The organism is Pseudomonas sp. SWRI99, from assembly GCF_014270125.1.
GTDB classification, from domain to species: Bacteria; Pseudomonadota; Gammaproteobacteria; order Pseudomonadales; family Pseudomonadaceae; genus Aquipseudomonas; species Aquipseudomonas hamedanensis.
In genome coordinates this window covers 92,084-116,435 of record NZ_JABWQR010000023.1, presented here as the reverse complement: position 1 = coordinate 116,435, position 24,352 = coordinate 92,084, and the positions used below count along the sequence as shown (strand labels likewise).

The window sequence follows — 24,352 nt, the reverse complement described above, 5'->3', positions numbered from 1 at the left end:
GCGTTGCGCCAAGAGGCGCCGAACGTGGTGTTTGTCGTGCAGCACGCCGACTACTGGCGAATTCCCGACCTGCTCGCGATGAGGCCAGGCCTGACCCCACTGATCTTCCAGGAATTAACGCGCCACGAACGAGCAACACGCCTCGATTCGGTGCAAAAAAACCACCCACCCCATCCCCAATCGCCAATAAACCCGCCCTCATCCAAGTTGGCACAACCACTGCATTACTCTTCTCACCATACATAAAAGCCCAACCTTCAACGATGAAGGCTGCGCTTCCCGAGAGAACGGGACCAGGACAAAGGCGTCCTCGCTAGGCAACTAGCGGGACGCCTTTTTTTGTTGGCGCAAAATTTGTCGAGCAAGGCCCGACGGCCCACCAGAGGCCAGCCGCAGCTCCCCGGAGAACCTGATGAAAAAACTCAAACTGGTGATGATCGGCAATGGCATGGCCGGGGTCCGCACCCTGGAAGAATTGCTCAAGCTGAGCGACGAGCTCTACGACATCACGGTCTTCGGTGCCGAACCGCACACCAACTACAACCGCATCCTGCTATCGCCGGTGCTGGCCGGCGAGCAAACCTTCGAAGAGATCGTGCTCAACGACCTTGACTGGTACCTGGAAAACAACATCAAGTTGCTGCTCAACCGCAAAGTGGTGGAGATCGACCGGGTCAAGCGCCGGGTGATCGCCGAGGACGGCACCGAAGCCGAATACGACCGGCTGCTGATCGCCACCGGCTCGACGCCGTTCATCCTGCCGATCCCCGGCAACACCTTGCAGGGCGTGATCGGATACCGCGACATCGCCGACACCCAAGCAATGATCGACACCGCCAAAACCCATAAACATGCCGTGGTCATCGGCGGCGGCCTGCTCGGCCTCGAAGCCGCCAACGGCCTGATGCTGCGCGGCATGCACGTCACCGTCGTGCACCTCGGTGAATGGCTGCTCGAGCGCCAGCTGGACAAAACCAGCGGCCAGCTTCTGCAGAGTGCCCTTGAATCCCGCGGCCTGCACTTTCGCCTGTGCGAACAGACCCAGGCCCTGCACGACGCCGGCAACGGCCGGGTCGGTTCGGTGCAATTCAAGAACGGCGACATCATTCCTGCCGACCTGGTGGTGATGGCGGCCGGTATCCGCCCCAACACCGAACTCGCGGAAAAGGCCGGCATCCCGTGCAATCGCGGGATTCTGGTCAACGACACCCTGCAAACCTACGACCCGCGCATCTACGCGATTGGCGAATGCGCCAGCCATCGCGGCATCGCCTATGGCCTGGTCGCACCGCTGTTCGAACAGGCCAAGGTTTGCGCCAACCACCTCGCCCAGCTTGGCTTCGCCCGTTATCAGGGTTCGGTGACCTCGACCAAATTGAAAGTCACCGGCATCGATCTGTTTTCTGCCGGCGATTTCATGGGCGGTGAAGGCACCGAGACCATCACCCTCTCCGACCCGATCGGCGGCGTGTACAAAAAACTGGTGATCAAGGATGACGTACTGGTCGGCGCCTGTCTGTACGGCGATACGGCAGATGGCGGTTGGTATTTCCGCCAGATTCGTGAGAACCACGCCATCGGCGAGATCCGCGATCATCTGATGTTCGGTGAAAACGCCTTGGGTGACGTAGGACATCAGGGCCAGGACAAAGCCATGGTCATGGCCGACAGCGCCGAAGTCTGCGGCTGCAACGGCGTGTGCAAAGGCACCATCGTCAAAGCGATTCAGGAACACGGCCTGTTCAGCGTTGACGAAGTGAAAAAACACACCAAGGCCGCCAGCTCCTGCGGTTCCTGCGCCGGGCTGGTCGAGCAGATCCTGATCAACACCGTGGGCGGCGCGGCTGACGTCAAACCGAAAAGCGAAAAGGCCATCTGCGGTTGCAGCGACCTCAATCACGGGCAAATCCGCCAGGCCATCCGCGAACAGCACCTGCTGACCATCGCCGGCACCATGAGCTACCTCAACTGGCGCACGCCAAATGGCTGTGCGACGTGCCGCCCGGCTCTCAACTATTACCTGATTTCCACCTGGCCAGGCGAGGCCAAGGACGACCCGCAATCGCGCCTGATCAACGAACGCGCCCACGCCAACATCCAGAAGGACGGCACTTATTCGGTGGTACCGCGGATGTGGGGCGGCGTGACCAATCCATCGGAATTGCGGCGGATTGCCGACGTGGCGGACAAGTACAACGTGCCGATGGTCAAGGTCACCGGCGGGCAGCGCATCGATTTGCTGGGGATCAAAAAGCAAGACTTGCCAGGTGTCTGGAAAGACCTCGACATGCCGTCCGGCCACGCCTACGGCAAATCCATCCGCACGGTAAAAACCTGCGTTGGCAGCGAGTTCTGCCGCTTCGGCACGCAGAATTCGACGCAACTGGGCATCGACCTTGAGCATGACCTGTTCAACATGTGGTCGCCGCACAAAGTGAAGCTTGCAGTGTCGGGTTGCCCACGCAACTGCTCGGAAGCGGGCATCAAGGATGTGGGAATTATCGGCGTCGACTCTGGCTGGGAGATGTACATCGGCGGTAACGGCGGGATCAAGACCGAAGTCGCCGAGTTCTTCGTCAAGCTGAAAACCGCTGAAGAAGTCCGCGAATACAACGGCGCTTTCCTGCAGCTGTACCGCGAAGAAGCCTTCTATCTGGAGCGCACCGTGCACTACCTGCAACGGGTTGGCATGGAGCACATCAAGAAGAACGTGCTGGAGGACGCCGAGCGGCGCAAAGCCTTGAACGAGCGTCTGCAATTCTCCCTGTCATTCGAGCAGGACCCGTGGAAAGAACGTCTGGCGCAGCCGCAACTGAAAAAAGAATTTGACGTGATCCCTGTGAAAAATCTGGAGGTGCCGGCATGAACTGGCTCGATATCTGTGCCCTGGAAGAGATCAATGCCCTCGGTTCGCGGATCATCGCCGGCCCCAAAGGCGACATCGCGATTTTTCGTACAAGCGACGACGAGGTTTTCGCCCTCGACGACCGCTGCCCGCACAAGGGTGGGCCGCTGTCCCAAGGCCTGATCTACGGCAAGCGTGTGGCCTGCCCGCTGCACAATTGGCAGATCGACCTCGAGTCGGGCGAAGCTCAGGCGCCGGATGTCGGTTGCGCCCATCACCATCCGGCACGGGTTGAGAACGGCCGGGTGCAATTGGCCCTGCGGGACGCCATCTGATGAACCGCCAGACGACCGCCTCGACCTGCTGTTACTGCGGAGTCGGCTGCGGCGTGCTGATCGAGCATGACGGCGAGCGCATCCTCGGCGTCAGCGGCGATCCGGCGCACCCGGCCAACTTCGGCAAACTGTGCAGCAAAGGCTCGACGCTGCACTTGACCGGCGACCTCGCCGCCCGAGCCTTGTACCCGGAACTGCGTCTGGGCAAAGGCCTGGCGCGCAGCCGCACTGACTGGGACACCGCGCTGGAGCACGCCGCCAATGTGTTCGCCGACACCATCGCCGAACACGGCCCGGACAGCGTGGCGTTCTATATCTCCGGGCAATTGCTTACCGAGGACTACTACGCGTTCAACAAGCTTGCGCGGGCGCTGGTTGGCACCAACAACATCGACAGCAACTCGCGGCTGTGCATGTCTTCAGCGGTGGTTGGCTACAAGCGCAGCCTCGGCGCCGATGCACCACCGTGCAGCTACGAGGATCTGGAACTCAGTGACTGCGTGATGATCGTCGGCAGTAACATGGCCTACGCCCACCCGGTACTCTTTCGCCGGCTGGAAGAAGCAAAATCCCGCCGTCCGCAGATGAAAGTCATCGTTATCGACCCTCGTCGTACCGACACCTGCGATCTGGCTGACCTGCATCTGGCGATTCTTCCGGGCACCGATGTCGCTTTGTTCCACGGGATTTTGCACCTGCTGCTGTGGGAAGACTGGGTGGATCGCGATTTCATCAGCGCGCATACCGAAGGCCTCGCCGCGCTGAAAACGCTGGTCCGCGATTACACCCCGCAAATGGTTTCGCAACTGTGCGGCATCAGCATCGAGCAGTTGCAGCAATGCGCGGAATGGGTTGGCACGTCGCCAAGCTTTCTGTCGCTGTGGTGCATGGGCCTGAATCAGTCCACGGCCGGCAGCGCGAAAAACAGCGCACTGATCAATCTGCACCTGGCTACCGGCCAAATCGGTCGTCCTGGTGCAGGACCTTTCTCCCTGACCGGTCAGCCGAACGCCATGGGTGGGCGGGAAACCGGTAGTTTGTCGAATTTGCTGCCCGGCCATCGTGACGCCGCAAACCCTGAGCACCGCGCCGAGGTGGCGGCGTATTGGGGCGTGGCAAGCTTGCCGGAAGCGCCAGGCCTGAGTGCCATCGAATTGTTCGAGCAGGTGCGCAGCGGCAAGATCAAGGCGCTGTGGATTGCCTGTACCAACCCCGCACAGTCGATGCCGGATCAAAGCGCAGTACGCGCAGCGCTTCAGGCCTGCCCGTTTGTGGTGTTGCAGGAAGCCTTTCGCACCACCGAAACCGCTGCGTTTGCCGACCTGCTCTTGCCCGCCGCCAGTTGGGGCGAGAAGGAAGGCTCGGTGACCAATTCCGAGCGACGCATTTCCCACGTACGCAAAGCCGTTGCCGCTCCGGGCGAAGCACGGCCGGACTGGGCGATCACGGTAGATTTCGCACAGCGTCTGGAGAAACGTCTGCGGCCGCTGCAAACGAGCCTGTTCAGCTTCGATCAGCCTTCGCAATTGTTCGATGAATTCAAACTGCTGACCCGCGGGCGCGATCTGGATTTGTCCGGGATCAGTCACGCACTGATCGACGAGATCGGGCCGCAGCAGTGGCCCTTCCCGACTGGCGCCCGCCAGGGCACGGCGCGCTTGTACAGCGACGGAATTTTTCCTACGAGCAATGGCCGTGCGCAGTTCATTGCCGATCCCTACCGCGCCGCCAAAGAGCAGCGCGATGCGCGCTTCCCGCTGACCTTGCTCACCGGCCGCCTGCGTGACCAGTGGCACGGCATGAGCCGTACTGGCACCGCCGCGCAATTGTTCGGCCATGTCAGCGAAGCGGTCTTGAGCCTGCACCCGGACGAAATGCGCCGGCATCGTTTGCAATCCGGGGATCTGGTCAATTTGAAAAGCCGTCGCGGCGCGGTGATTGTCGCGGTTGGCAGCGACGACAGCGTGCGTCCGGGGCAAGCGTTTCTGCCGATGCACTGGGGCGATCGTTTCCTCAAGGGCGGCGTCAACAGCCTGACCTTGCCGGCCTTCGATCCGTTGTCCAAACAACCAGAACTCAAGCACAGCGGCGTCCGTCTGGAACCGGTGAACCTGCCGTGGCAACTGTTTGCCTTGATCGAGGGCGATGTCCAACGGCACCTGGAGACTCTACGACCGCTCTGTGAGGCATTTTCCTACGTCAGTATCAGCCTTGTAGGACGTGAACGTCCGGCATTGCTGATACGCGCTGCCAGCACCGTCGCGCCGGATCCACGGCTGCTTGGCGAGATCGATCAATGCCTGTCGCTGATTGAGGGCCCGGTTCTGGCCTACGACGACCCGCGTCGTGCCATCGGTAAACGCGTGCGCATCGAAAACGGCCGAATCACAGCGATTCGCCTCGCCGGCGAAACCCTTGCGCAACATTGGCTGCAAAGCCTGTGGCTCGAAGGTCGTGCAGACGAACAACTGCGGCGCTGGCTACTGGCCCCGATGAGCGCACCGCCGGGCGGTGCCGGGGCCATCGCGACTGACAAGACGTTGTGCAATTGCGAAAACGTCAGCCTGAACGCGGTCTGCGCGGGCATTCGCCAAGGCATGGACTTGCAAGCCCTGAAAACCAATCTCCGATGCGGTACGCAATGCGGTTCCTGCGTGCCGGAAATCAAGCGTCTGCTGGCTGCCGAAACGCGGCCGGTCGCGGTCATTTAATGAGGACAACACCATGAATGCGAAAGTCTGGCTGGTGGGCGCAGGCCCTGGCGATCCCGAGCTGCTGACGCTCAAGGCCGTGCGCGCACTGCGCGAGGCAGATGTGGTGATGATCGATGATCTGGTCAATGACGCGGTGCTGGAGCATTGCCCCACGGCGCGGGTGATCGCCGTGGGCAAGCGCGGTGGCTGCCGTTCGACGCCGCAGGCATTCATTCACCGGCTGATGTTGCGTTACGCCCGCCATGGCAAGTGCGTAGTGCGGCTCAAGGGTGGCGACCCGTGCATTTTCGGTCGCGGCGGTGAGGAAGCGCAGTGGCTGCGCGAGCGCGGGGTCGAGGTGGAATTGGTTAACGGCATTACTGCCGGACTGGCCGGGGCAACGCAATGCGATATTCCGTTGACCCTGCGCGGTGTCGCCCGTGGCGTGACGCTGGTCACTGCCCACACGCAGGACGACAGCCAGCTGAATTGGCAGGCTCTGGCCCAAGGCGGGACGACGTTGGTGGTTTACATGGGCGTGGCCAAGCTGGGCGAGATTCGCGATCAGCTGTTGGCCGGAGGGATGGCGGCGGATACGCCGGTGGCGATGATTGAAAACGCCTCGTTGCCACATCAGCGCGAATGCCGCAGTGATTTGACTGCGATGGCTGAGGATGCGTGTGCGTTTGAATTGAAGAGCCCGGCGATTCTCGTGATTGGCGCTGTGGCTGCTGCTGTTGAAGAGCAAAAGATCGCAGCCTGCGACAGCTCCTACATTGGATCTGCGCACGTCCTGTAGGCGCTGCCGAAGGTTCGGCCCGCGTTCGGACGATCTTCAAAGCCGCAAAGCCAAATCGCAGACAAAGAAAAGCCCGGCCTAAGCCGGGCTTTTCTCAGAGCGGCAGCTAATTACTTAGCTTGAGCTTCAACCTGCGCTTCTACGCGACGGTTTACAGCGCGGCCAGCGTCAGTTTTGTTGTCAGCAACTGGGCGGGATTCGCCGTAGCCAACAGACTGAACGCGGGACGATTCAACACCGTACTGGTTGGTCAGAACTTGCTTGACGGCGTTTGCACGACGCTCGGACAGTTTCTGGTTGTAAGCGTCAGGACCGACGGAGTCAGTGTGACCTTCAACAGTAGTGGTGGTGGATGGGTACTGCTTCATGAAGTCAGCCAGGTTCTTGATGTCGCCGTAGCTGTTAGGCTTGACTACCGACTTGTCGAAGTCGAATTTCACGTCCAGCTCAACACGAACAACTTCAGCAACTGCTGGGCAGCCATCAGCGTCAACGGTTACGTTGGCTGGGGTGTCCGGGCACTTGTCAACGTTGTCGCAAACGCCATCGTTGTCGCTGTCGGAGCAGACTTCAGCTGGTGCTGGAACTGGAGCAGCAGCAGGCTTGGAGCCGCCACCGAAGTTCACACCGATACCGACGCTAGGAGCCCACTCGGTGTCGCCCTGGTCGATGTTGTATTGAGCTTCAACGCCAGCACGGGCGTAGAAGTTCTCGGTGAAGTACAGCTTGGCACCGCCGCCAACGTTGGCGAAGGTGGAACGGTTACGACCGTTCGAGCCGTTCTGGTCGATGCTCTGGTCGGAGAAACCGGCCGAGACGTATGGACGCAGCATGTCGCCTGGGTTGTTGAAGTGGTACAGAGCGTCCAGAGCGGTGTTAGCGCCTTTGACGTTCTTGCCATCGTCGGCACGTACGTTGTGAACTTCGTCGTAGCCCAGACGCAGTTCTACGTCGTCGGTCAGGAAGTAACCGATCGAACCGCCGAACAGGTTGCCGTTGTTCTTGAAGTTACGAGCGCTGTCGAATTGTTCTTTCTTAGCGAAGCCTTCGATTTCAACTGCGCCTTGGCCTTGTGCCAGAGCGCCGAACGAAGTGGCGGCAATCAGAGAACCAATGGCCAAGCCCAAGGTGTTTTTCAGTTTCATCCGTTAAATCCCCATCTGGTGATTGTGAAGCAGTCCCGCAAACCGGGGGACAACTCGGCGGCAAGTCTATCAGAACTTGCCTACACGTAAGAGATATTTGCGCTGAACTAAGTTTCAGCAATGCCTGCAAATTTCTCACGCAATTTATCTAGAGCACGTTTGTAACGCATTTTTGTCGCACTCAAACCCATGTGCATGATGTCTGCGATCTCCTGAAATTCCAGCTCTGCGACAAATCGTAGCACCAGAATTTCGCGGTCGATCGGATTCACATACACCAGCCAGCGATCAAGCCCACCCTTCTCCTCCGGCTTCGGCGCCTTTTCTTCAGACGCTTCTTCAAGAGGGTCCAGGCTGAGAGCGTCCATCAAGCGACGCTTACGCCGTTCCTTCCGATACTGCGTGATGCATTCGTTGTAAGTGATGCTGTACAGCCAGGTTTTGAACTTCGATTTCCCCTCGAAGTTCTTCAGGCCATACAGCACCTTCAGCATCACTTCCTGACAGACATCGTCTGCGTCGCGATCGTTCCCAAGATATCTCGCGCAGACGTTAAATAATGTTCGCTGGTAACGCCGCATCAACTCTTCATAGGCGCGCGTTACGTGAAACAGCTCGGTATGCGAGCGCGCGACCAACTCCTCATCAGAGAGCTCGCGGGGGTCGTAGCGCGTAGATAGCGGTTGGGCTTTATTCAAAACAAGTCGTGCCGACAGTCAGGTCAATGTCCGCCGCAACCAGCCTCAGCTGGCATTTTGCGGCGGCATACATTAGCAGGGTTTGCCGGATTAGCGGCTACTCACATGCTGTTCCAGCAGGATCCGATTGGAAAGAGAGACTAGCTCACCTTCATCGGTCAGCACGGTGGTTTTAACCGTACCGATTTCCTCGATCTGGCCTTCGACCTCGCCTACACGCACTTGTTGCCCAACCTGGTACAGCTCACGCACATAGATTCCCGCAAGAATCTGACCGGCAATTTCCCGGCTTCCCAACCCCATGGCCAGCGCAACTGCCAGACCAACGGTAATCAATACAATGACAATCACATGGTTCAGCAGGTCAGTCTTGACTTCCAGCTGACTGATGGCGACCGAGATGCTGATGATGATCACCAGCCCCTGGGCAATCCGCCCCAGCCCGGAAGCGTAGTCCAGGCCTACGCCTTCTGCCGCCCCGCGCACCAGCCCATTGGCCAGTTGCGCGAGCAAAACCCCTACCAGCAACACCAGCGCGGCGCCGAATACTTTCGGCAAATACAACGCCAGCATGTCCAGCGTAGCTGAAACCCGCTCAAGGCCAAGGGATTCTGCCGCAGAAACCAGGAAAATCAGCAGAACGAACCAATAAACGATTTTGCCGATCAGTGTCGAGATCGGTACTTGCAGCCCGGCGCGCGACATCAGCTTGGTCAGTCCGGTGCCGCCCATCAGGCGATCGAGGCCCAGTTTGGCGAGCAGTTTGGACAACAAGGTGTCGAGCAGTTTGGCCACGACGAAACCCAACAGCAGCACGACCAGTGCGCCGAACAGGTTCGGGATGAAATTAGCGACTTTGGTCCATAACGCAGTCATTGCAGTGACGAGGCTCTGGGTCCAGAGATCAAGTTCCATATTCAATCAGCCTTATCAGCAGTGCGAGCGGTAGGTTTACGCAGACGGGAAACCGGCGAGACATGAGCCGATCCGTTATTCAGGGCGATCATCAGCGCGGGCAGCCAGCGGCCCAGCAGGCTGAACAGATCACCGGCGCCGACCTGGCGGTTGGCGGTTTTAAGTACGCGGCCCAGGCAGGCATCGTCGTCGCGGCTGGACGGCGAAGCGTTGAGCATGTCGCGCAAAGACTGTTCAAACGGATCGTGCATACGCACCTCTCGTGATGTCTGTGAAAGACGCGGGCAAATTTGCTCGGGTCACATGCGCCATGTTCACACCCAGCGCAAACGGCGAAACAACCACCACTGGCCCAAGGCCAGGGCAAGCACCGTGGAGCAGGCGATCAGGAAACCGTAAGGGCTGCTGGCGAACGGAATACCGCCGACGTTGATACCCAGCAGACCGGTGATGAAACTCATCGGCAAAAAGATGCAGGTGATGATGCCGAAGCGGTACATCGTGCGATTCATACGCACGCTCAAGCGTCGGTCTTCGGCCTCAAGCACAAGCCCCACGCGCTCTCGGGTCAATTCCAGCTCTTCCAGATAACGGGTCAGGCTGTTGTTCAATTCGTTCCAGTAGTCGGCGTCGTCTTCGACGAACCACGGCAGTTTTATCCGTGTCAGCTGTCCGAAAATATCCCGCTGCGGTGCAAGAAAACGTTTCAGTCCGGCGGCCCGGCGGCGGATGTGCAAAATGGCACCGTGCTCCGGAGTATACCGTTCGTCGGCATCGAGTTTTTCTTCCTCTTCATCGACCACTTCCGACAGGCAAGCGACCAGATCCTGAACCTTGTTGGTGAGAAACTGCGCCAGGTACAGCATCAATTCGGAAGAGGTTTTCGGGCCTTTGCCCTCACTCAGAATCGCCAGCAATTCATCGGTGGCGCGCAGCGGACGCAAACGCAGGGAAATCACCCGTTGGGCGGACGCAAAAATCCGCACCGAGACCATGTCTTCCGGCTCGGCCCCCGGATTGAGGTTGACGCCACGCAGAAACAGCAGCAATTCGGCGTCCGGCAACGGCAGCAGCCGCGGTCGAGTGTTTTCTTCCAGCAGCAAGTCGCAGGTAAATTCGTTGAGTCCGCTGAATTTACGCAGCCAGGTCTGGGTCTGTGGATGACTGCGATCCCAATGCAGCCACAGGCTTTCATGAGCCTGCAACTGCAAGTCGTCGAGTTCAGTCCGGGCTATCGAACGCGCACCGCCTTTACCGTCCAGCACCAGGGCGTGCACCAGCCCCCACTGCGCGTTTTCTTCCTCGAACATCCGCATCCCTTTATCGAAAGCTTATTCAGGCATTTTCAGCGGGCTCGGCGAGACGATCACGCCGTTGTTGTCCGCATAAACGTAGTGGCCCGGGTGGAAGGTGACACCGGCGAACGTCACGGCAACGTTAAGGTCACCGATGCCGCGCTTGTCGGTCTTCATCGGGTGGCTGGCCAGCGCCTGCACGCCAAGATCGGTCTGGGCGATGACGTCGACGTCACGGATGCAGCCGTAGATCACCATCCCCTCCCAACCGTTTTTTGCAGCCTTCTCGGCAATCATGTCGCCGAGCAGCGCGCGGCGCAGGGAACCTCCGCCATCAACGACCAGCACCTTGCCTTTGCCGTTGAGCTCGGCCTGAGCCTTGACCAGCGAGTTGTCCTCGAAGCATTTGACGGTCACGATCTCGCCACCGAACGAGTCACGACCGCCGAAATTGCTGAACATCGGTTCCAGCACCTGCACCAGTTCCGGATAGGCGTCGCACAGGTCAGGCGTAAGGTAATGTTCCATCGAAAAGCTCCTGTAGCAGGGGATCAAGGATGCCGCATCTGATGAGACGAGTTCCGGCGGTCGCTGTTTACCTTAGTTCATGCCATGGTCGCTGAGCGAACCTGAACAAACGCTGAAACGTAATCGCTAAACAGCCACGAAATATGACCAGAACCGCACAACGCGTCATATCTTAGCCGCAACCCTCGCTGAACGGAACGTCCTTTTCAGCCCTGCCGGTTCATCCCGCAGCCGCCAGATCAGCCTTCTGCGCCAGCAACGGCGTCTGCTGATCGTTCAACCAGCACGCCACCAGCGGCCACACTTCAGCCTGCGCCGCTTTGCTGACCAGCATCTCGACATGACCGAAATTATCCGAGAAGCCCTGCTCGCGGCCCAGGTTGATGAATTGCTTGTGCTCGGAACCTATCTGATCGAACAGCTTGCGACAGGCCCAGGCCGGGTCCTGGTGATCCCCCGCTGCGCTCACCGCAAGCACCGGGACCTGCACATCCGCCAGCCCTGCCCACCAATCCTTGTCCTTGTCGCCAAACCGGCCGAACAAGCCGTACCAGCGCATGCTTTCGATGGCCAGGCCGATCGGCTCGTCTTCCGGACCGCGTTTGAGCCGGGAGCCGGACAACTGTGCAAAACGCTTGAGAATAAAGCGCCCGCCCCACTCCACCGGTGGAATTTTCAGCGGCCAGTACGTGCGGCTGACCTGGGTGCCGAAAAACGCCGCCGAGGCCACCGCCGGCTCGCCGAGATATTCACCGCCGAGCGCGGCTGCCAGGGTGATGCCGCCCAGAGAATGGCCGACCCAGTGCGGGATCTGTCCGCTTTGCTCACGGACGAACGCAGCGATCGCCGGCAAATCGTAACGGGCGTAATCGGCGACGCAGTTGTGCCGATAGTCCTCGTTGCGTTGCGACAAGCCATGGCCGCGCATTTCCGCAATCCAAACATCAAAGCCCAGCCGCGCCAGATGCGCACCCAGACCCAGGCCTTTAGGGGAAAACCAGAAGCGTCGATTGGAAAAACTGCCGTGCAACAGAATCACCGGCACGCCACGTGGCACCGCCTCATCGGCCATGCCCAGGCGGGTTACCGCGATCTCGACGGACCAGTCACGGCTGTTGCCGGGCTTCAATCGATAGACGTCTTCGCTCAGATCGCCGCGCCGCTCGGCGCTGATCAGGGCGACAGGAAACAGGTTGCTGCTGCTTTGCATAATGCTCTTGCACAAAAAAGGGCGGCATCCAATGGAGCCCGCCCTACTTCAATCTCAAGGCCCCTTCCCCCTGTAGGAGTGAGCCTGCTCGCGATGGCGGTGTGTCATTCGAATCAATGTTGACTGTCATGACGCTATCGCGAGCAGGCTCACTCCTACAGCAGGAAGCGGCCCGTTCACATGTTGATCAAGCCTGCGCCTGACCTTCGGCAAGGAAGAACCAGGTTTCCAGCACTGTGTCCGGGTTCAGCGACACGCTTTCGATGCCCTGCTCCATTAACCAACGGGCCAGATCCGGGTGATCGGAAGGACCCTGACCGCAGATGCCGATGTACTTGCCAGCCTTGTTGCACGCCTGAATCGCGTTCGACAGCAACTTCTTGACCGCTGGATTACGTTCGTCGAACAAGTGCGCGATGATCCCGGAATCGCGATCCAGACCCAGCGTCAGTTGAGTCAGGTCGTTGGAGCCGATCGAGAAACCGTCGAAGAATTCCAGAAATTCTTCCGCCAGAATCGCGTTGGATGGCAGTTCGCACATCATGATCACGCGCAGGCCGTTGTCGCCACGGGCCAGACCGTTCTCGGCAAGCAGATCGACCACCTGACTGGCTTCGCCCAGGGTACGGACGAAAGGCACCATGATTTCGACGTTGGTCAAGCCCATCTCGTTGCGCACACGTTTCAGCGCACGGCATTCGAGTTCAAAGCAGTCGCGGAACGATTCGCTGATGTAACGCGAAGCGCCACGGAAGCCCAGCATCGGGTTTTCTTCTTCCGGCTCGTACAGCTTGCCGCCGATCAGGTTGGCGTATTCGTTGGACTTGAAGTCCGACAGACGCACGATGACCTTCTTCGGTGCGAACGCTGCAGCGAGGGTGCTGATGCCTTCGACCAGTTTCTCGACGTAGAAACCAACCGGATCGTCGTAACCGGCGATGCGCTTGTCGACGCTTTCCTTGATCTCCGGCGGCAGACCGTCGTAGTTCAACAGCGCCTTGGGGTGCACGCCGATCATGCGGTTGATGATGAACTCGAGACGGGCCAGGCCCACACCGGCGTTCGGCAGTTGTGCGAAGTCGAAGGCGCGGTCCGGGTTGCCGACGTTCATCATGATCTTGAACGGCAGCTCCGGCATGGCGTCGACGGAGTTTTTCTTGATGTCGAAGCCCAGTTCGCCTTCGAAGATGTAACCGGTGTCACCTTCGGCGCAGGACACGGTCACGCCCTGGCCGTCCTTGAGCAGTTGGGTAGCGTTGCCGCAACCGACCACCGCCGGGATGCCCAGCTCGCGAGCGATGATCGCCGCGTGGCAGGTACGCCCGCCACGGTTGGTGACGATGGCGCTGGCGCGCTTCATGACCGGTTCCCAGTCCGGGTCGGTCATGTCGGAGACCAGTACGTCGCCCGGCTGGACTTTGTCCATCTCGGAGACGTCCTTGATGATGCGTACTTTGCCGGCGCCGATGCGCTGGCCAATCGCACGGCCTTCCACCAGCACGGTGCCGGTTTCTTTCAGCAGGTAACGTTCCATGACGTTGGCCTGGGTGCGGCTTTTCACGGTTTCCGGACGCGCCTGCACGATGTACAGCTTGCCGTCGTCACCATCTTTGGCCCACTCGATGTCCATCGGGCAGCCATAGTGCTTCTCGATGATCATCGCCTGTTTGGCCAGCTCGCTGACTTCGGCGTCGGTCAGGCAGAAACGCGCGCGTTCGGTCTTGTCGACCTCGACGGTCTTGACCGAACGACCGGCCTTGGCCTCGTCGCCGTAGATCATCTTGATCGCTTTGCTGCCCAGGTTGCGGCGCAGGATCGCCGGACGACCGGCTTCCAGCGTACCTTTGTGGACGTAGAACTCATCCGGGTTGACCGCGCCTTGAACCACGGTTTCGCCCAGGCCGTAAGCGCCGGTGATAAACACCACATCACGGAAACCCGATTCGGTATCAAGGGTGAACATGACGCCGGCGGTGCCGGTTTCCGAACGCACCATGCGCTGCACGCCGGCCGACAGGGCGACCAGTTTGTGGTCGAAGCCCTGGTGCACGCGGTAGGAAATGGCGCGGTCGTTGAACAGCGAGGCGAACACCTCTTTGGCGGCGCGGATCACGTTGTCCACGCCACGGATATTCAGGAAGGTTTCCTGCTGACCGGCGAACGAAGCGTCCGGCAGGTCTTCGGCGGTGGCGGAGGAACGCACGGCCACGGCCACGTCAGGGTTGCCAGCCGACAGCGCGGCGAACGCGGTGCGGATCTCGGCGTTGAGTTTTTCCGGGAATTCGGCGTCCATGATCCATTGACGGATCTGCGCGCCGGTCTTGGCCAGGGCATTGACGTCGTCGACGTCGAGCGCGTCGAGGGCCTTGTGGATCTGCTCGTTCAGGCCGCTCAGTTCGAGGAAATCACGATAGGCCTGAGCCGTCGTGGCGAAGCCGCCGGGGACCGAAACACCGGCGCCTGCCAGGTTACTGATCATCTCGCCCAGGGATGCGTTCTTGCCCCCCACATGCTCAACATCGTGTTTGCCGAGCTTATCGAGGGAAACTACGTACTCTACCAAGGTGATCTCTCCACTAACTGTGTTGGAAAAGCTCAGAAACCGGCGGCCCGGGGGAGCCTCGGCCGGTTGTATGGCCTGGACCTGGAAAATAAGTGAGAATGCGGGCCAATGGCGACCGGCAAATCGCGCCTATCATATCCAAGAGTGTCAATTAACTTAAGGCCCAAGGTGCAAATGAAACGATCTGCTTTCTTCATCTCCGATGGCACCGGCATTACCGCCGAAACCCTGGGTCAAAGCCTCTTGGCGCAGTTCGAAAACATTACCTTCAGCAAGTTCACGCGTCCGTACATCGACAGCGTGGAAAAAGCGCGAGCCATGGTACAACAAATCAACAAAGCCGCTGAAACCGACGGCTTTCGTCCGATCATCTTCGACACCATCGTCAATCAGGACATTCGTGAGATTCTCGCAACGTCCAATGGTTTCATGATCGACATTTTCTCGACCTTTCTCGCGCCGCTCGAACAGGAGCTGACCGAGCATTCGTCCTACACCGTCGGCAAGTCGCACTCCATCGGGCACAACTCCAATTACATGGAGCGCATCGAGGCGGTGAACTTCGCCCTCGACAACGATGACGGCGCACGCACCCACTATTACGACAAAGCCGATCTGATACTAGTAGGCGTGTCGCGATGCGGCAAAACCCCGACGTGTCTGTACATGGCGATGCAGTTCGGCATCCGCGCGGCCAACTATCCGCTGACCGAAGACGACATGGAACGCCTGACCCTGCCCACCGCCCTGCGCGCCCACCAGCACAAGCTGTTCGGCCTGACCATCGACCCGGACCGCCTCACCGCGATCCGCAACGAGCGCAAGCCCAACAGCCGTTATTCGAGCTACGCCCAGTGCGAATTCGAAGTGCGCGAAGTGGAAAACCTGTTCCGTCGCGAGAACATCCCGCACATCAACTCGACGCATTTCTCCGTGGAAGAGATCTCGGCGAAGATCCTGGTCGAGAAAGGCGTCGAGCGGCGGTTCAAGTAGTTCTGCATTGCCTGGCCTGACGCCTTCGCGAGCAGGCTCGCTCCCACAGGGTTTTGTGGTGAATGCAAATTTTGCAGACACACCCGAAACCTGTGGGAGCGGCGGTTCAAGTAGTTCTGCATTGCCTGGCCTGGCGCCTTCGCGAGCAGGCTCGCTCCTACAGGGTTTTGTGGTGAATGCAAATTTTGCAGACACACCCGAAACCTGTGGGAGCGGGCTTGCTCGCGAAGAACGATCACACGGTTTCCGTCAATGCCCTGGCCAGGGCTTCGAAGCCTGCAAGCAACAACTGATCATCCCCCACCGGATTGCACACACTCACCCGAATGCATTGCGGCACCGCCCCATGCCCGACCGCAAACGCCTCGGCGGTGGCCACCAGATAGTTGTTCTCTTTCAATTCCGCCGCGATCTGCGACGCCCGCCACAGCTCAGGCACTTGCACCCAGAAATGCGGACTGTAGGGGTGAGTGTTGTAATTCAAATCCTGCATGACTGGCGCCACCAAAGCCTTGCGCCGAGTGATTTCGCTGATCTGTTCATCCAGCAAGCGCTCGGCCATGCCACTTTCGATCCATAGGCTTGCCACTTCCATCGAAAGCGGATTGGCCATCCAGCACGTGGCACGAATGGCTGCGCTCAGCCGCCCGATCAGCGCCTGTGGCGCGTGCAGATAACCCACGCGCAACCCGGCCGACACCGCCTTGCTCAAACTGCCGATCAGCACCGAGCGTTCCGCTGCGAAGTCACTCAGCGGCAGGGGCCGCTGGCGGTCGAGCACGGCGTGCGCTTCGTCTTCGATGATCAGCAGATTGTGTTCGCGGCAGAGCCCGGCGATCGCCTTACGCCGTGGGACCGACATCACGGCGGCCGTAGGATTCTGGATCGTCGGCGTGCAATACAGCGCGCTAACCCGGTGCTGACGGCAAATGTCCTCCAATGCCGAGGGTAGAAGTCCTTCGTCGTCCATCGCGACGCCGATAAGCTTTATCCCGAGCTGACGTGTGACGCTGATCAATCCGGGGTAGGACAAATGCTCGGTGACCAGCGTGTCGCCTGCCTTGAGCAAGCCCATCAACGCGCACAGCAAACCGTGCTGACCGCCGTTGACGCACAGCACCTGATCGGCGTGCGGCACAAAATCGCCATGACGCAACCAGACAGCGCCCGCCAACCGATGCCGTGCCAAACCACTTTCGGCGGTGTAGCCGGTCAATTGCCGCAAGACGTCCGGATCGGTAGCCAGATCCTTCAGCGATTGGCTCATGAACGCCGCTTCCTGACCCGGTATCGGTTGGTTCCGGCTCATGTCGAAATACGCCAGCGGCTCGTCGCTGACGTTGCGAAAGCCTTTGTCCTGAGGCCGATCCATCCCGCGCTGACGCACATACGTGCCATCTCCTACACGGGCCACGACCAAGCCGACACGCTCAAGCTCGCCATAAGCACGGCTGATCGTTCCGATGGTGACGCCGAGACTGTCGGCCAATAGCCGGTGCGGTGGCAGCTTGCTGCCGGCGTCGATAATGCCCTCCTCGATCGCGTGCGCGACGGCGTCGGCGAGGCGTTTGTATTTCACACCCGCGCGGTTGGCGAGCCCGTCCCGCAGGATTGACACCATGGCAATACTTGCTTTGACAGTCATTAGCGCCCCGAATAGCGTGCTGGAAACAGGTTCAATCAGAGATAGACCCTTTCAACGAAGCGGTCAATCCGCACGCAGGGAGTACGCGCCATGTCGACCACTGTCAGCACACCGATCAGCATCAACAAGCCTTGGCTCGCCGGATTTATCACCAGCCTGTTGTTTCTCATCGTTTGTCTGAGCTGGGGCACTACATGGCTGGGGATCAAGATCGCGGTTGAGAGCGTGCCGCCACTCACTGCCGCAGGCCTGCGCTTTTTGATTGCTTTCCCGCTGTTCCTGAGTTTCGCGCTGTTGCGCAAGGAGCCTTTGCTGTTCCCTCGGCAAAGTCGCTGGTTCTTTGTGTTCGTCACGCTGTCGTATTTCAGCGTGCCCTATTACCTGCTCAACTACGGCGAAATCCATGTGTCGTCGGGCCTGACGGCGCTGCTGTTCAGCTGCATGCCGGTGTTCATTCTGGTGTTCTCTGCGTTATTTCTGCGCGAGAAAATCTACCCTTCGCAGATGCTCGGCATTGCCATTGGTTTTGGCAGTCTGTTCATGATTATCCGCAGCCAGGGTTTGCATGTGGATAAAGCCGAATGGCTCGGTGTGCTGGCGATTCTCGGTGCAGCGGTGCTGCACGCGCTGTGCTACGTGGTGACCAAAAAACACGGCAGCGCGATCAGCGTGATCACCTATAACACCTTGCCGATCGGCATCGCCGGGCTGCTGTTATCAATTGTCGGGCTGAGCTTCGAAGCGCCGCAGTTGCAGAACGTGACCACGCGCTCATGGGGCGCCCTGCTCTATCTCGGACTGGTGGCGTCGGTGGGTGGGTTCATCGTTTATTTTCTGCTGCTTAAACGCTTGAGCCCGATCATTCTGTCATTCGTGTTTATCATTTTTCCGGTGTTCGCCGTGATCATCGGCGCCTGGTATGAGGGCCAGGCGCTCTCGAAGGAGCTGATGATCTATTCGGCGATCCTGTTGAGCGGTTTTGCGATCACCAAGTTGCCGTTTGAAAAATGGTTCAGATAACCCACAGATCGACAAAGCGATTGACCGGCGTCGCCTCAAGCCGCGTCTGGTCCTTGCACAAATCGAATATTTCGCCGCTGCGCTGGGCGCTGAAGCGCGTCGCCAGATTCGCTTTGAACTTGTCCTCAAGCAGGGGAATGCCCTCTGCACGACGACGGCGGTGGCCGATCGGGTATTCCACGACGACGCTGTCGGTGCTGCTGCCGTCCTTGAAGAAAACCTGCACGGCGTTGGCAATCGAGCGCTTGTCAGCCTCGAGGTATTCACGGGTGAAACGCGGCTCCTCGACGATGAGCATTTTGTCGCGCAGCACATCAATGATCGGGTGCGCCTTGTGGAAATCATCTTCGTAATGCTCAGCAATCAGATTACCGAACGCCAGCGGTACCGCGGTCATGTATTGCAGGCAGTGGTCGCGGTCGGCGGCGTTGGCCAGCGGCCCGGCCTTGGAAATGATGCGGATCGCCGACTCGTGCGTGGTGATGACGATGCGGTCTATCTCATGCAGTCGATTGCGCACCTGGGGATGCAGCGTCACCGCTGCTTCGCAAGCCGTTTGCGCGTGAAACTCTGCGGGGAAGCTGATCTTGAACAGCACGTTTTCCATGACGTAGCTGCCGAACGGTCGCGAGAAACCGAAGGCGCGTTTGTCGTCCGGCTTCAGCGCCAGATCGTTGTTGGTGTGACTGAACGACACGTCATAGAAGCCCCACTGCCTGGCGCTCAGCACACCGGGAATGCCCATCTCGCCACGCATCGCAATGTCGGCCAGACGCACTCCCCGACTGGTCGCATCGCCTGCCGCCCAGGATTTTCGCGAGCCGGCGTTTGGCGCGTGGCGATAGGTACGCAGTGCCTGCCCGTCGGCGAACGCGTGGGACAAGGCCGATAAAAGCTGCTCGCGATTGGCGCCCATCAGTTTGGCAGTGACGGCGGTCGAGGCGACTTTCACCAGAATGACGTGGTCGAGTCCTACGCGATTGAAGGAGTTTTCCAAGGCAATCACGCCCTGAATCTCGTGCGCCATGATCATCGCTTCCAGCACATCGCGCACCGTCAGCGGCGCTTCACCCTTGGCCAGGCGTTTTTGCGACAGGTGATCGGCCACCGCAAGAATTGCACCGAGGTTGTCCGAAGGATGCCCCCACTCGGCGGCGAGCCACGTGTCGTTGTAGTCGAGCCAGCGGACGATGCAGCCGATGTCCCATGCGGCCTTCACCGGATCCAGACGATACGGCGTGCCGGGAACCCGTGCGCCGTGAGGCACGACGGTGCCTTCAACGATCGGGCCCAGCAGTTTGGTGCATTCTGGAAAACGCAGCGCCAGCAGGCCGCAGCCCAGCGTGTCCATCAGGCAGTGGCGGGCGGTGGTCAGCGCTTCGCTGGATTCGGGTTTAAAAGTCAGAACGTAATCGGCGATGTCCTGCAGGACACGGTCGTAGTCGGGGCGGTTGTTCAGGTCGACGTTGGCGCTCATGTTCGATTCACTCGTGAAGTGGTTCGTTGATGGGACCTCGGTTCAGGGCTATTTTTTTTATGGTTGAAATGCAATCGACTGTAGGAGTGAGCCTGCTCGCGATGGCGGCGTGTCAGACAACACTGATGCTGAATGTCTGCCCGCTATCGCGAGCAGGCTCACTCCTACAGTTTGTTCGGTGTTGTATCAGAAACAATCGCCGGGCACGCGTACGTACCCTTCCATCAGAACACGCGCGCTGCGACTCATGATGGCTTTTTTCACCACCCACTCGCCGTTTTCCAGCGTCGCCTCAGCGCCGACGCGTAACGTTCCGGACGGGTGGCCGAAACGCACGGCATTGCGTTCAACGCCACCCGCCGCCAGGTTCACCAGGGTTCCGGAAATCGCCGCCGCCGTGCCGATCGCCACCGCCGCCGTGCCCATCATCGCGTGGTGCAGCTTGCCCATCGACAACGCGCGCACCAGCAGATCGACATCACCCGCGGCAATCGCTTTACCGCTCGACGCTACGTAATCCGCAGGCTTGGCCACGAACGCGACTTTCGGCGTGTGTTGACGCTTCGCTGCTTCTTCCAGGTGGGAGATCAGGCCCATGCGCAACGCACCATAGGCGCGGATGGTTTCAAACATCAGCAGCGCTTTCGGATCGCCGTTGATCGCGCCTTGCAACTCGGTGCCGGTGTAACCGATGTCTTCGGCGTTGATGAAAATCGTCGGGATCCCGGCGTTGATCATGGTCGCCTTGAACGTACCCACCCCCGGAACTTCCAGCTCATCGACCAGATTGCCGGTGGGGAACATCGAGCCACCGCCTCCCTCTTCTTCCGCCGCCGGATCCATGAACTCAACCTGTACTTCGGCCGCCGGGAAAGTCACGCCGTCGAGTTCAAAATCACCGGTTTCCTGCACTTCGCCGTGGGTGATCGGCACGTGGGCAATAATCGTTTTACCGATGTTGGCCTGCCACACGCGCACCACGGCGACACCGTTGTGCGGAATACGGCTGGCATCGACCAGACCGTTGCTGATGGCAAACGAGCCGACCGCCGCCGAGAGGTTGCCGCAGTTGCCGCTCCAGTCAACGAACGGCTTGTCGATAGAGACCTGGCCGAACAGGTAATCGACGTCGTGATCGGCGCGGGTACTTTTCGACAGAATCACGGTTTTGCTGGTGCTTGATGTAGCGCCGCCCATGCCGTCGATCTGCTTGTCGTACGGGTCGGGGCTGCCAATCACCCGCAGCAGCAGCGCGTCGCGGGCGGGGCCTGGAACCTGCGCCGCTTCGGGCAGATCTTTGAGGCTGAAGAACACACCTTTGCTGGTGCCGCCGCGCATGTAAGTGGCGGGAATTTTGATCTGCGGTGCGAAATTAGCTGCGTGAGCCATGATTGCTCCTTCAAAGCGGCCAGAGGACTCATCATCCCCTGGCCACTGAACCTATTTAAACAGCCACCGCCGAACCCTCGAGGAAGTCCTGGGCAAAGCGCTGCAACACGCCGCCGGCCTCGTAGATCGACACTTCTTCAGCGGTATCGAGACGGCAAGTCACCGGCACGTCTACCCGCTCGCCATTCTTGCGATGAATCACCAGCGTCAGGTCCGCGCGCGGCTTGCGCTCGCCGACCACGTCGTAGGTTTCGCTGCCATCGATGGCCAGCGTATGGCGGTCGGTGCCCGGTTTGAATTCCAGCGGCAACACGCCCATGCCCACCAGATTGGTGCGGTGAATGCGCTCGAAACCTTCGGCGGCAATCGCCTCGACACCGGCCAGGCGCACGCCCTTGGCCGCCCAGTCACGGGACGAACCCTGACCGTAGTCGGCGCCGGCAATGATGATCAGCGGCTGCTTGCGCTCCATGTAGGTTTCGATGGCTTCCCACATGCGCATGACCTTGCCTTCAGGCTCGACGCGGGCCAGCGAACCCTGCTTGACCTTGCCGTTTTCCACGACCATTTCGTTGAACAGTTTCGGGTTGGCGAACGTCGCGCGTTGTGCAGTCAGGTGGTCGCCACGGTGGGTGGCGTAGGAGTTGAAGTCCTCTTCCGGCAAGCCCATCTTCGCCAGGTATTCGCCGGCGGCGCTGTCGAGCATGATCGCGTTCGACGGCGACAGGTGGTCGGTGGTGATGTTGTCCGGCAGCACCGCCAGCGGACGCATGCCCTTGAGCGGACGCGCGCCGGCCAGCACACCTTCCCAGTACGGCGGACGGCGAATATAAGTACTCATCTCGCGCCAGTCGTAGAGCGGTGCGACTTTCGGGCCGGTGTCTTCGTGGACGGCGAACATCGGAATGTAGACCTGACGGAACTGCTCAGGCTTGACCGAAGACTTGACCACCGCATCGATTTCTTCGTCGCTCGGCCAGATGTCCTTCAGGCGGATTTCGCGGCCATCGACCACGCCCAACACATCCTTCTCGATATCGAAACGGATGGTCCCGGCAATCGCGTAAGCGACCACCAGCGGCGGCGACGCGAGGAACGCCTGCTTGGCGTACGGATGGATGCGGCCGTCGAAGTTGCGGTTGCCCGAGAGCACGGCGGTGGCGTACAGGTCGCGGTCGATGATTTCTTGCTGGATAACCGGGTCGAGTGCGCCGGACATGCCATTGCAGGTGGTGCAGGCAAACGCCACGACACCGAAACCGAGCTGTTCCAGCTCCGTGGTCAGCCCCGCTTCGTCAAGGTACAGCGCCACGGTTTTCGAGCCCGGTGCCAGCGAGGATTTCACCCACGGCTTGCGCGTCAGGCCGAGTTTGTTGGCATTGCGCGCCAGCAGGCCGGCGGCGATGACGTTGCGCGGGTTGCTGGTGTTGGTGCAACTGGTGATCGCCGCGATGATCACCGCACCGTCGGGCATTTGCCCTGGCACGTCATCCCACTGACCGGAGATGCCTTTGGCGGCCAGATCCGCGACCGCGACGCGCGCATGCGGGTTGCTCGGGCCGGCCATGTTGCGCACCACCGAAGACAGGTCGAAGGTCAGGCCGCGCTCGTATTGCGCGCCCTTCAGGCTGTCGGCCCACAGGCCGGTGAGCTTGGCGTATTGCTCGACCAGTTGAACCTGCTGGTCCTCACGGCCGGTGAGTTTCAGGTAATCGATGGTTTGCTGGTCGATGTAGAACATCGCCGCCGTGGCGCCGTATTCCGGGGCCATGTTGGAGATGGTCGCGCGATCGCCGAGAGTCAGCGCCGCCGCGCCTTCGCCGAAGAACTCCAGCCAGGCGCCGACGACTTTCTGTTTGCGCAGGTATTCAGTCAGCGCCAGCACCATGTCGGTGGCGGTGATGCCCGGTTGCAGCTTGCCGGTCAGCTCGACGCCAACGCTTTCTGGCAGACGCATCCACGATGCGCGACCGAGCATCACGCTCTCGGCTTCAAGGCCGCCGACACCGATGGCAATGACGCCCAGCGCATCGACATGCGGCGTGTGGCTGTCGGTGCCGACGCAGGTATCCGGGAACGCCACACCGTCGCGCACCTGGATCACCGGCGACATTTTCTCCAGGTTGATCTGGTGCATGATGCCGTTGCCCGGCGGAATCACATCAACGTTCTTGAAGGCCTTTTTGGTCCAGTTGATGAAGTGGAAACGGTCTTCGTTGCGCCGATCTTCGATGGCGCGGTTTTTCTCGAACGCCTGGGCATCGAAACCGCCCGCCTCGACCGCCAGCGAATGGTCGACGATCAGTTGCGTCGGCACTACCGGATTGACCTGCGCCGGATCGCCGCCCTGCAAGGCAATGGCGTCACGCAGGCCGGCGAGGTCGACCAGCGCGGTCTGGCCGAGAATGTCGTGGCACACCACACGTGCCGGGAACCACGGGAAGTCGAGGTCGCGTTTGCGTTCGATCAATTGCTTGAGCGAGTCGGTGAGCGTCGCCGGATCGCAGCGACGCACAAGATTTTCCGCCAACACGCGGGAGGTGTACGGCAGGGTGTCGTAGCTACCGGGCCGGATCGCCTCGACCGCCGCGCGGGTGTCGAAGTAATCCAGCGGCGTACCGGGCAGGTTCTTGCGAAATTGTGTGTTCATCGGGTCAGGACTCGGGGTCACGGTGATTTCAAAGGGTGGGCCTGGCACTGACTTCGAAATTCACACTGAACCCTGTGGGAGCTGGCTTGCCAGCGATAGCGGTGGGTCAGTCGACATCAATGCTGGATGTGACTCAGTCATCGCTGGCAAGC

19 protein-coding genes are annotated in these 24,352 nt (G+C 60.0%); 7 read left to right on the top strand and 12 right to left on the bottom strand.

The window, feature by feature from the left end; genetic code table 11:
* The 5 genes from HU743_RS27225 to cobA all read left to right on the top strand — a co-directional run.
* Positions 1 to 246: hypothetical protein (locus HU743_RS27225; RefSeq protein ID WP_238351761.1), on the top strand; the 246-nt coding region annotated here is incomplete at its 5' end.
* 166 nt (positions 247 to 412) lie between these two features.
* A complete protein-coding gene (gene nirB, locus HU743_RS19240) occupies positions 413 to 2,866 on the top strand; it encodes a nitrite reductase large subunit NirB (RefSeq protein WP_186633402.1) in 2,454 nt (817 codons plus the stop codon).
* On the top strand, positions 2,863 to 3,180 hold the full coding sequence (gene nirD, locus HU743_RS19235) for a nitrite reductase small subunit NirD (protein WP_186551569.1): 318 nt from the start codon (positions 2,863 to 2,865) through the stop codon (positions 3,178 to 3,180). Before nirB ends, nirD begins: the two co-directional genes overlap by 4 nt.
* Positions 3,180 to 5,891 carry a nitrate reductase gene (locus HU743_RS19230; protein ID WP_186650558.1) on the top strand — a complete coding sequence of 904 codons (2,712 nt, stop codon included), beginning with the start codon at positions 3,180 to 3,182 and terminating at the stop codon, positions 5,889 to 5,891. The genes nirD and HU743_RS19230 overlap by 1 nt, the downstream gene beginning before the upstream one ends.
* A 13-nt stretch (positions 5,892 to 5,904) precedes the next feature.
* Complete coding sequence (gene cobA, locus HU743_RS19225) at positions 5,905 to 6,672, top strand: uroporphyrinogen-III C-methyltransferase (RefSeq protein ID WP_186650556.1); 768 nt, start codon at positions 5,905 to 5,907, stop codon at positions 6,670 to 6,672.
* A gap of 110 nt (positions 6,673 to 6,782) precedes the next feature.
* Here the strand turns inward: cobA and HU743_RS19220 are convergent, their stop codons facing one another.
* The 8 genes from HU743_RS19220 to ppsA all read right to left on the bottom strand — a co-directional run bounded on the left by HU743_RS19220 (position 6,783) and on the right by ppsA (position 15,026).
* On the bottom strand, positions 6,783 to 7,817 hold the full coding sequence (locus HU743_RS19220; RefSeq protein ID WP_126361745.1) for an OmpA family protein: 1,035 nt from the start codon (positions 7,815 to 7,817) through the stop codon (positions 6,783 to 6,785).
* Between the two features lie 107 nt (positions 7,818 to 7,924).
* On the bottom strand, positions 7,925 to 8,515 hold the full coding sequence (sigX, locus tag HU743_RS19215) for an RNA polymerase sigma factor SigX (RefSeq protein ID WP_016773832.1): 591 nt from the start codon (positions 8,513 to 8,515) through the stop codon (positions 7,925 to 7,927).
* 90 nt (positions 8,516 to 8,605) lie between these two features.
* A complete protein-coding gene (locus HU743_RS19210; RefSeq protein WP_095138641.1) occupies positions 8,606 to 9,430 on the bottom strand; it encodes a mechanosensitive ion channel domain-containing protein in 825 nt (274 codons plus the stop codon).
* A 2-nt stretch (positions 9,431 to 9,432) separates the two neighbouring features.
* Positions 9,433 to 9,681, bottom strand: a complete 249-nt coding sequence (locus tag HU743_RS19205; RefSeq protein WP_008076827.1) for a hypothetical protein — start codon at positions 9,679 to 9,681, stop codon at positions 9,433 to 9,435.
* A 63-nt stretch (positions 9,682 to 9,744) separates the two neighbouring features.
* Positions 9,745 to 10,740, bottom strand: coding sequence for a zinc transporter ZntB (locus HU743_RS19200; protein WP_186650554.1), 996 nt, complete (start codon positions 10,738 to 10,740; stop codon positions 9,745 to 9,747).
* A gap of 21 nt (positions 10,741 to 10,761) precedes the next feature.
* On the bottom strand, positions 10,762 to 11,253 hold the full coding sequence (gene rraA, locus HU743_RS19195; protein WP_186551573.1) for a ribonuclease E activity regulator RraA: 492 nt from the start codon (positions 11,251 to 11,253) through the stop codon (positions 10,762 to 10,764).
* Between the two features lie 220 nt (positions 11,254 to 11,473).
* Positions 11,474 to 12,463: an alpha/beta fold hydrolase gene (locus HU743_RS19190; RefSeq protein ID WP_186650552.1), complete on the bottom strand. Its 990-nt coding sequence runs from the start codon at positions 12,461 to 12,463 to the stop codon at positions 11,474 to 11,476.
* Positions 12,464 to 12,650: 187 nt separating this feature from the next.
* Positions 12,651 to 15,026, bottom strand: coding sequence for a phosphoenolpyruvate synthase (ppsA, locus tag HU743_RS19185; protein WP_186650550.1), 2,376 nt, complete (start codon positions 15,024 to 15,026; stop codon positions 12,651 to 12,653).
* 174 nt (positions 15,027 to 15,200) lie between these two features.
* Between ppsA and HU743_RS19180 the strand changes: the two genes are divergently transcribed.
* Positions 15,201 to 16,019 carry a pyruvate, water dikinase regulatory protein gene (locus tag HU743_RS19180; RefSeq protein ID WP_016773826.1) on the top strand — a complete coding sequence of 273 codons (819 nt, stop codon included), beginning with the start codon at positions 15,201 to 15,203 and terminating at the stop codon, positions 16,017 to 16,019.
* 235 nt (positions 16,020 to 16,254) lie between these two features.
* Here HU743_RS19180 and HU743_RS19175 read toward each other — a convergent pair whose 3' ends face one another.
* On the bottom strand, positions 16,255 to 17,664 hold the full coding sequence (locus HU743_RS19175; RefSeq protein ID WP_186650548.1) for a PLP-dependent aminotransferase family protein: 1,410 nt from the start codon (positions 17,662 to 17,664) through the stop codon (positions 16,255 to 16,257).
* Positions 17,665 to 17,754: 90 nt separating this feature from the next.
* Between HU743_RS19175 and HU743_RS19170 the strand changes: the two genes are divergently transcribed.
* A complete protein-coding gene (locus tag HU743_RS19170) occupies positions 17,755 to 18,684 on the top strand; it encodes an EamA family transporter (RefSeq protein ID WP_186650546.1) in 930 nt (309 codons plus the stop codon).
* Here HU743_RS19170 and prpD read toward each other — a convergent pair.
* The 3 genes from prpD to acnD all read right to left on the bottom strand — a co-directional run bounded on the left by prpD (position 18,677) and on the right by acnD (position 24,200).
* Positions 18,677 to 20,161 (bottom strand): 2-methylcitrate dehydratase, encoded by a 1,485-nt coding sequence (gene prpD / locus HU743_RS19165; RefSeq protein WP_186650545.1) that lies wholly within the window; start codon positions 20,159 to 20,161, stop codon positions 18,677 to 18,679. The two genes, HU743_RS19170 and prpD, sit on opposite strands and share 8 nt — an antisense overlap.
* A 186-nt stretch (positions 20,162 to 20,347) precedes the next feature.
* On the bottom strand, positions 20,348 to 21,550 hold the full coding sequence (gene prpF, locus HU743_RS19160) for a 2-methylaconitate cis-trans isomerase PrpF (RefSeq protein ID WP_186650543.1): 1,203 nt from the start codon (positions 21,548 to 21,550) through the stop codon (positions 20,348 to 20,350).
* A gap of 55 nt (positions 21,551 to 21,605) precedes the next feature.
* A complete protein-coding gene (gene acnD, locus HU743_RS19155) occupies positions 21,606 to 24,200 on the bottom strand; it encodes a Fe/S-dependent 2-methylisocitrate dehydratase AcnD (RefSeq protein ID WP_186650541.1) in 2,595 nt (864 codons plus the stop codon).
* Positions 24,201 to 24,352 lie beyond the last annotated feature (152 nt).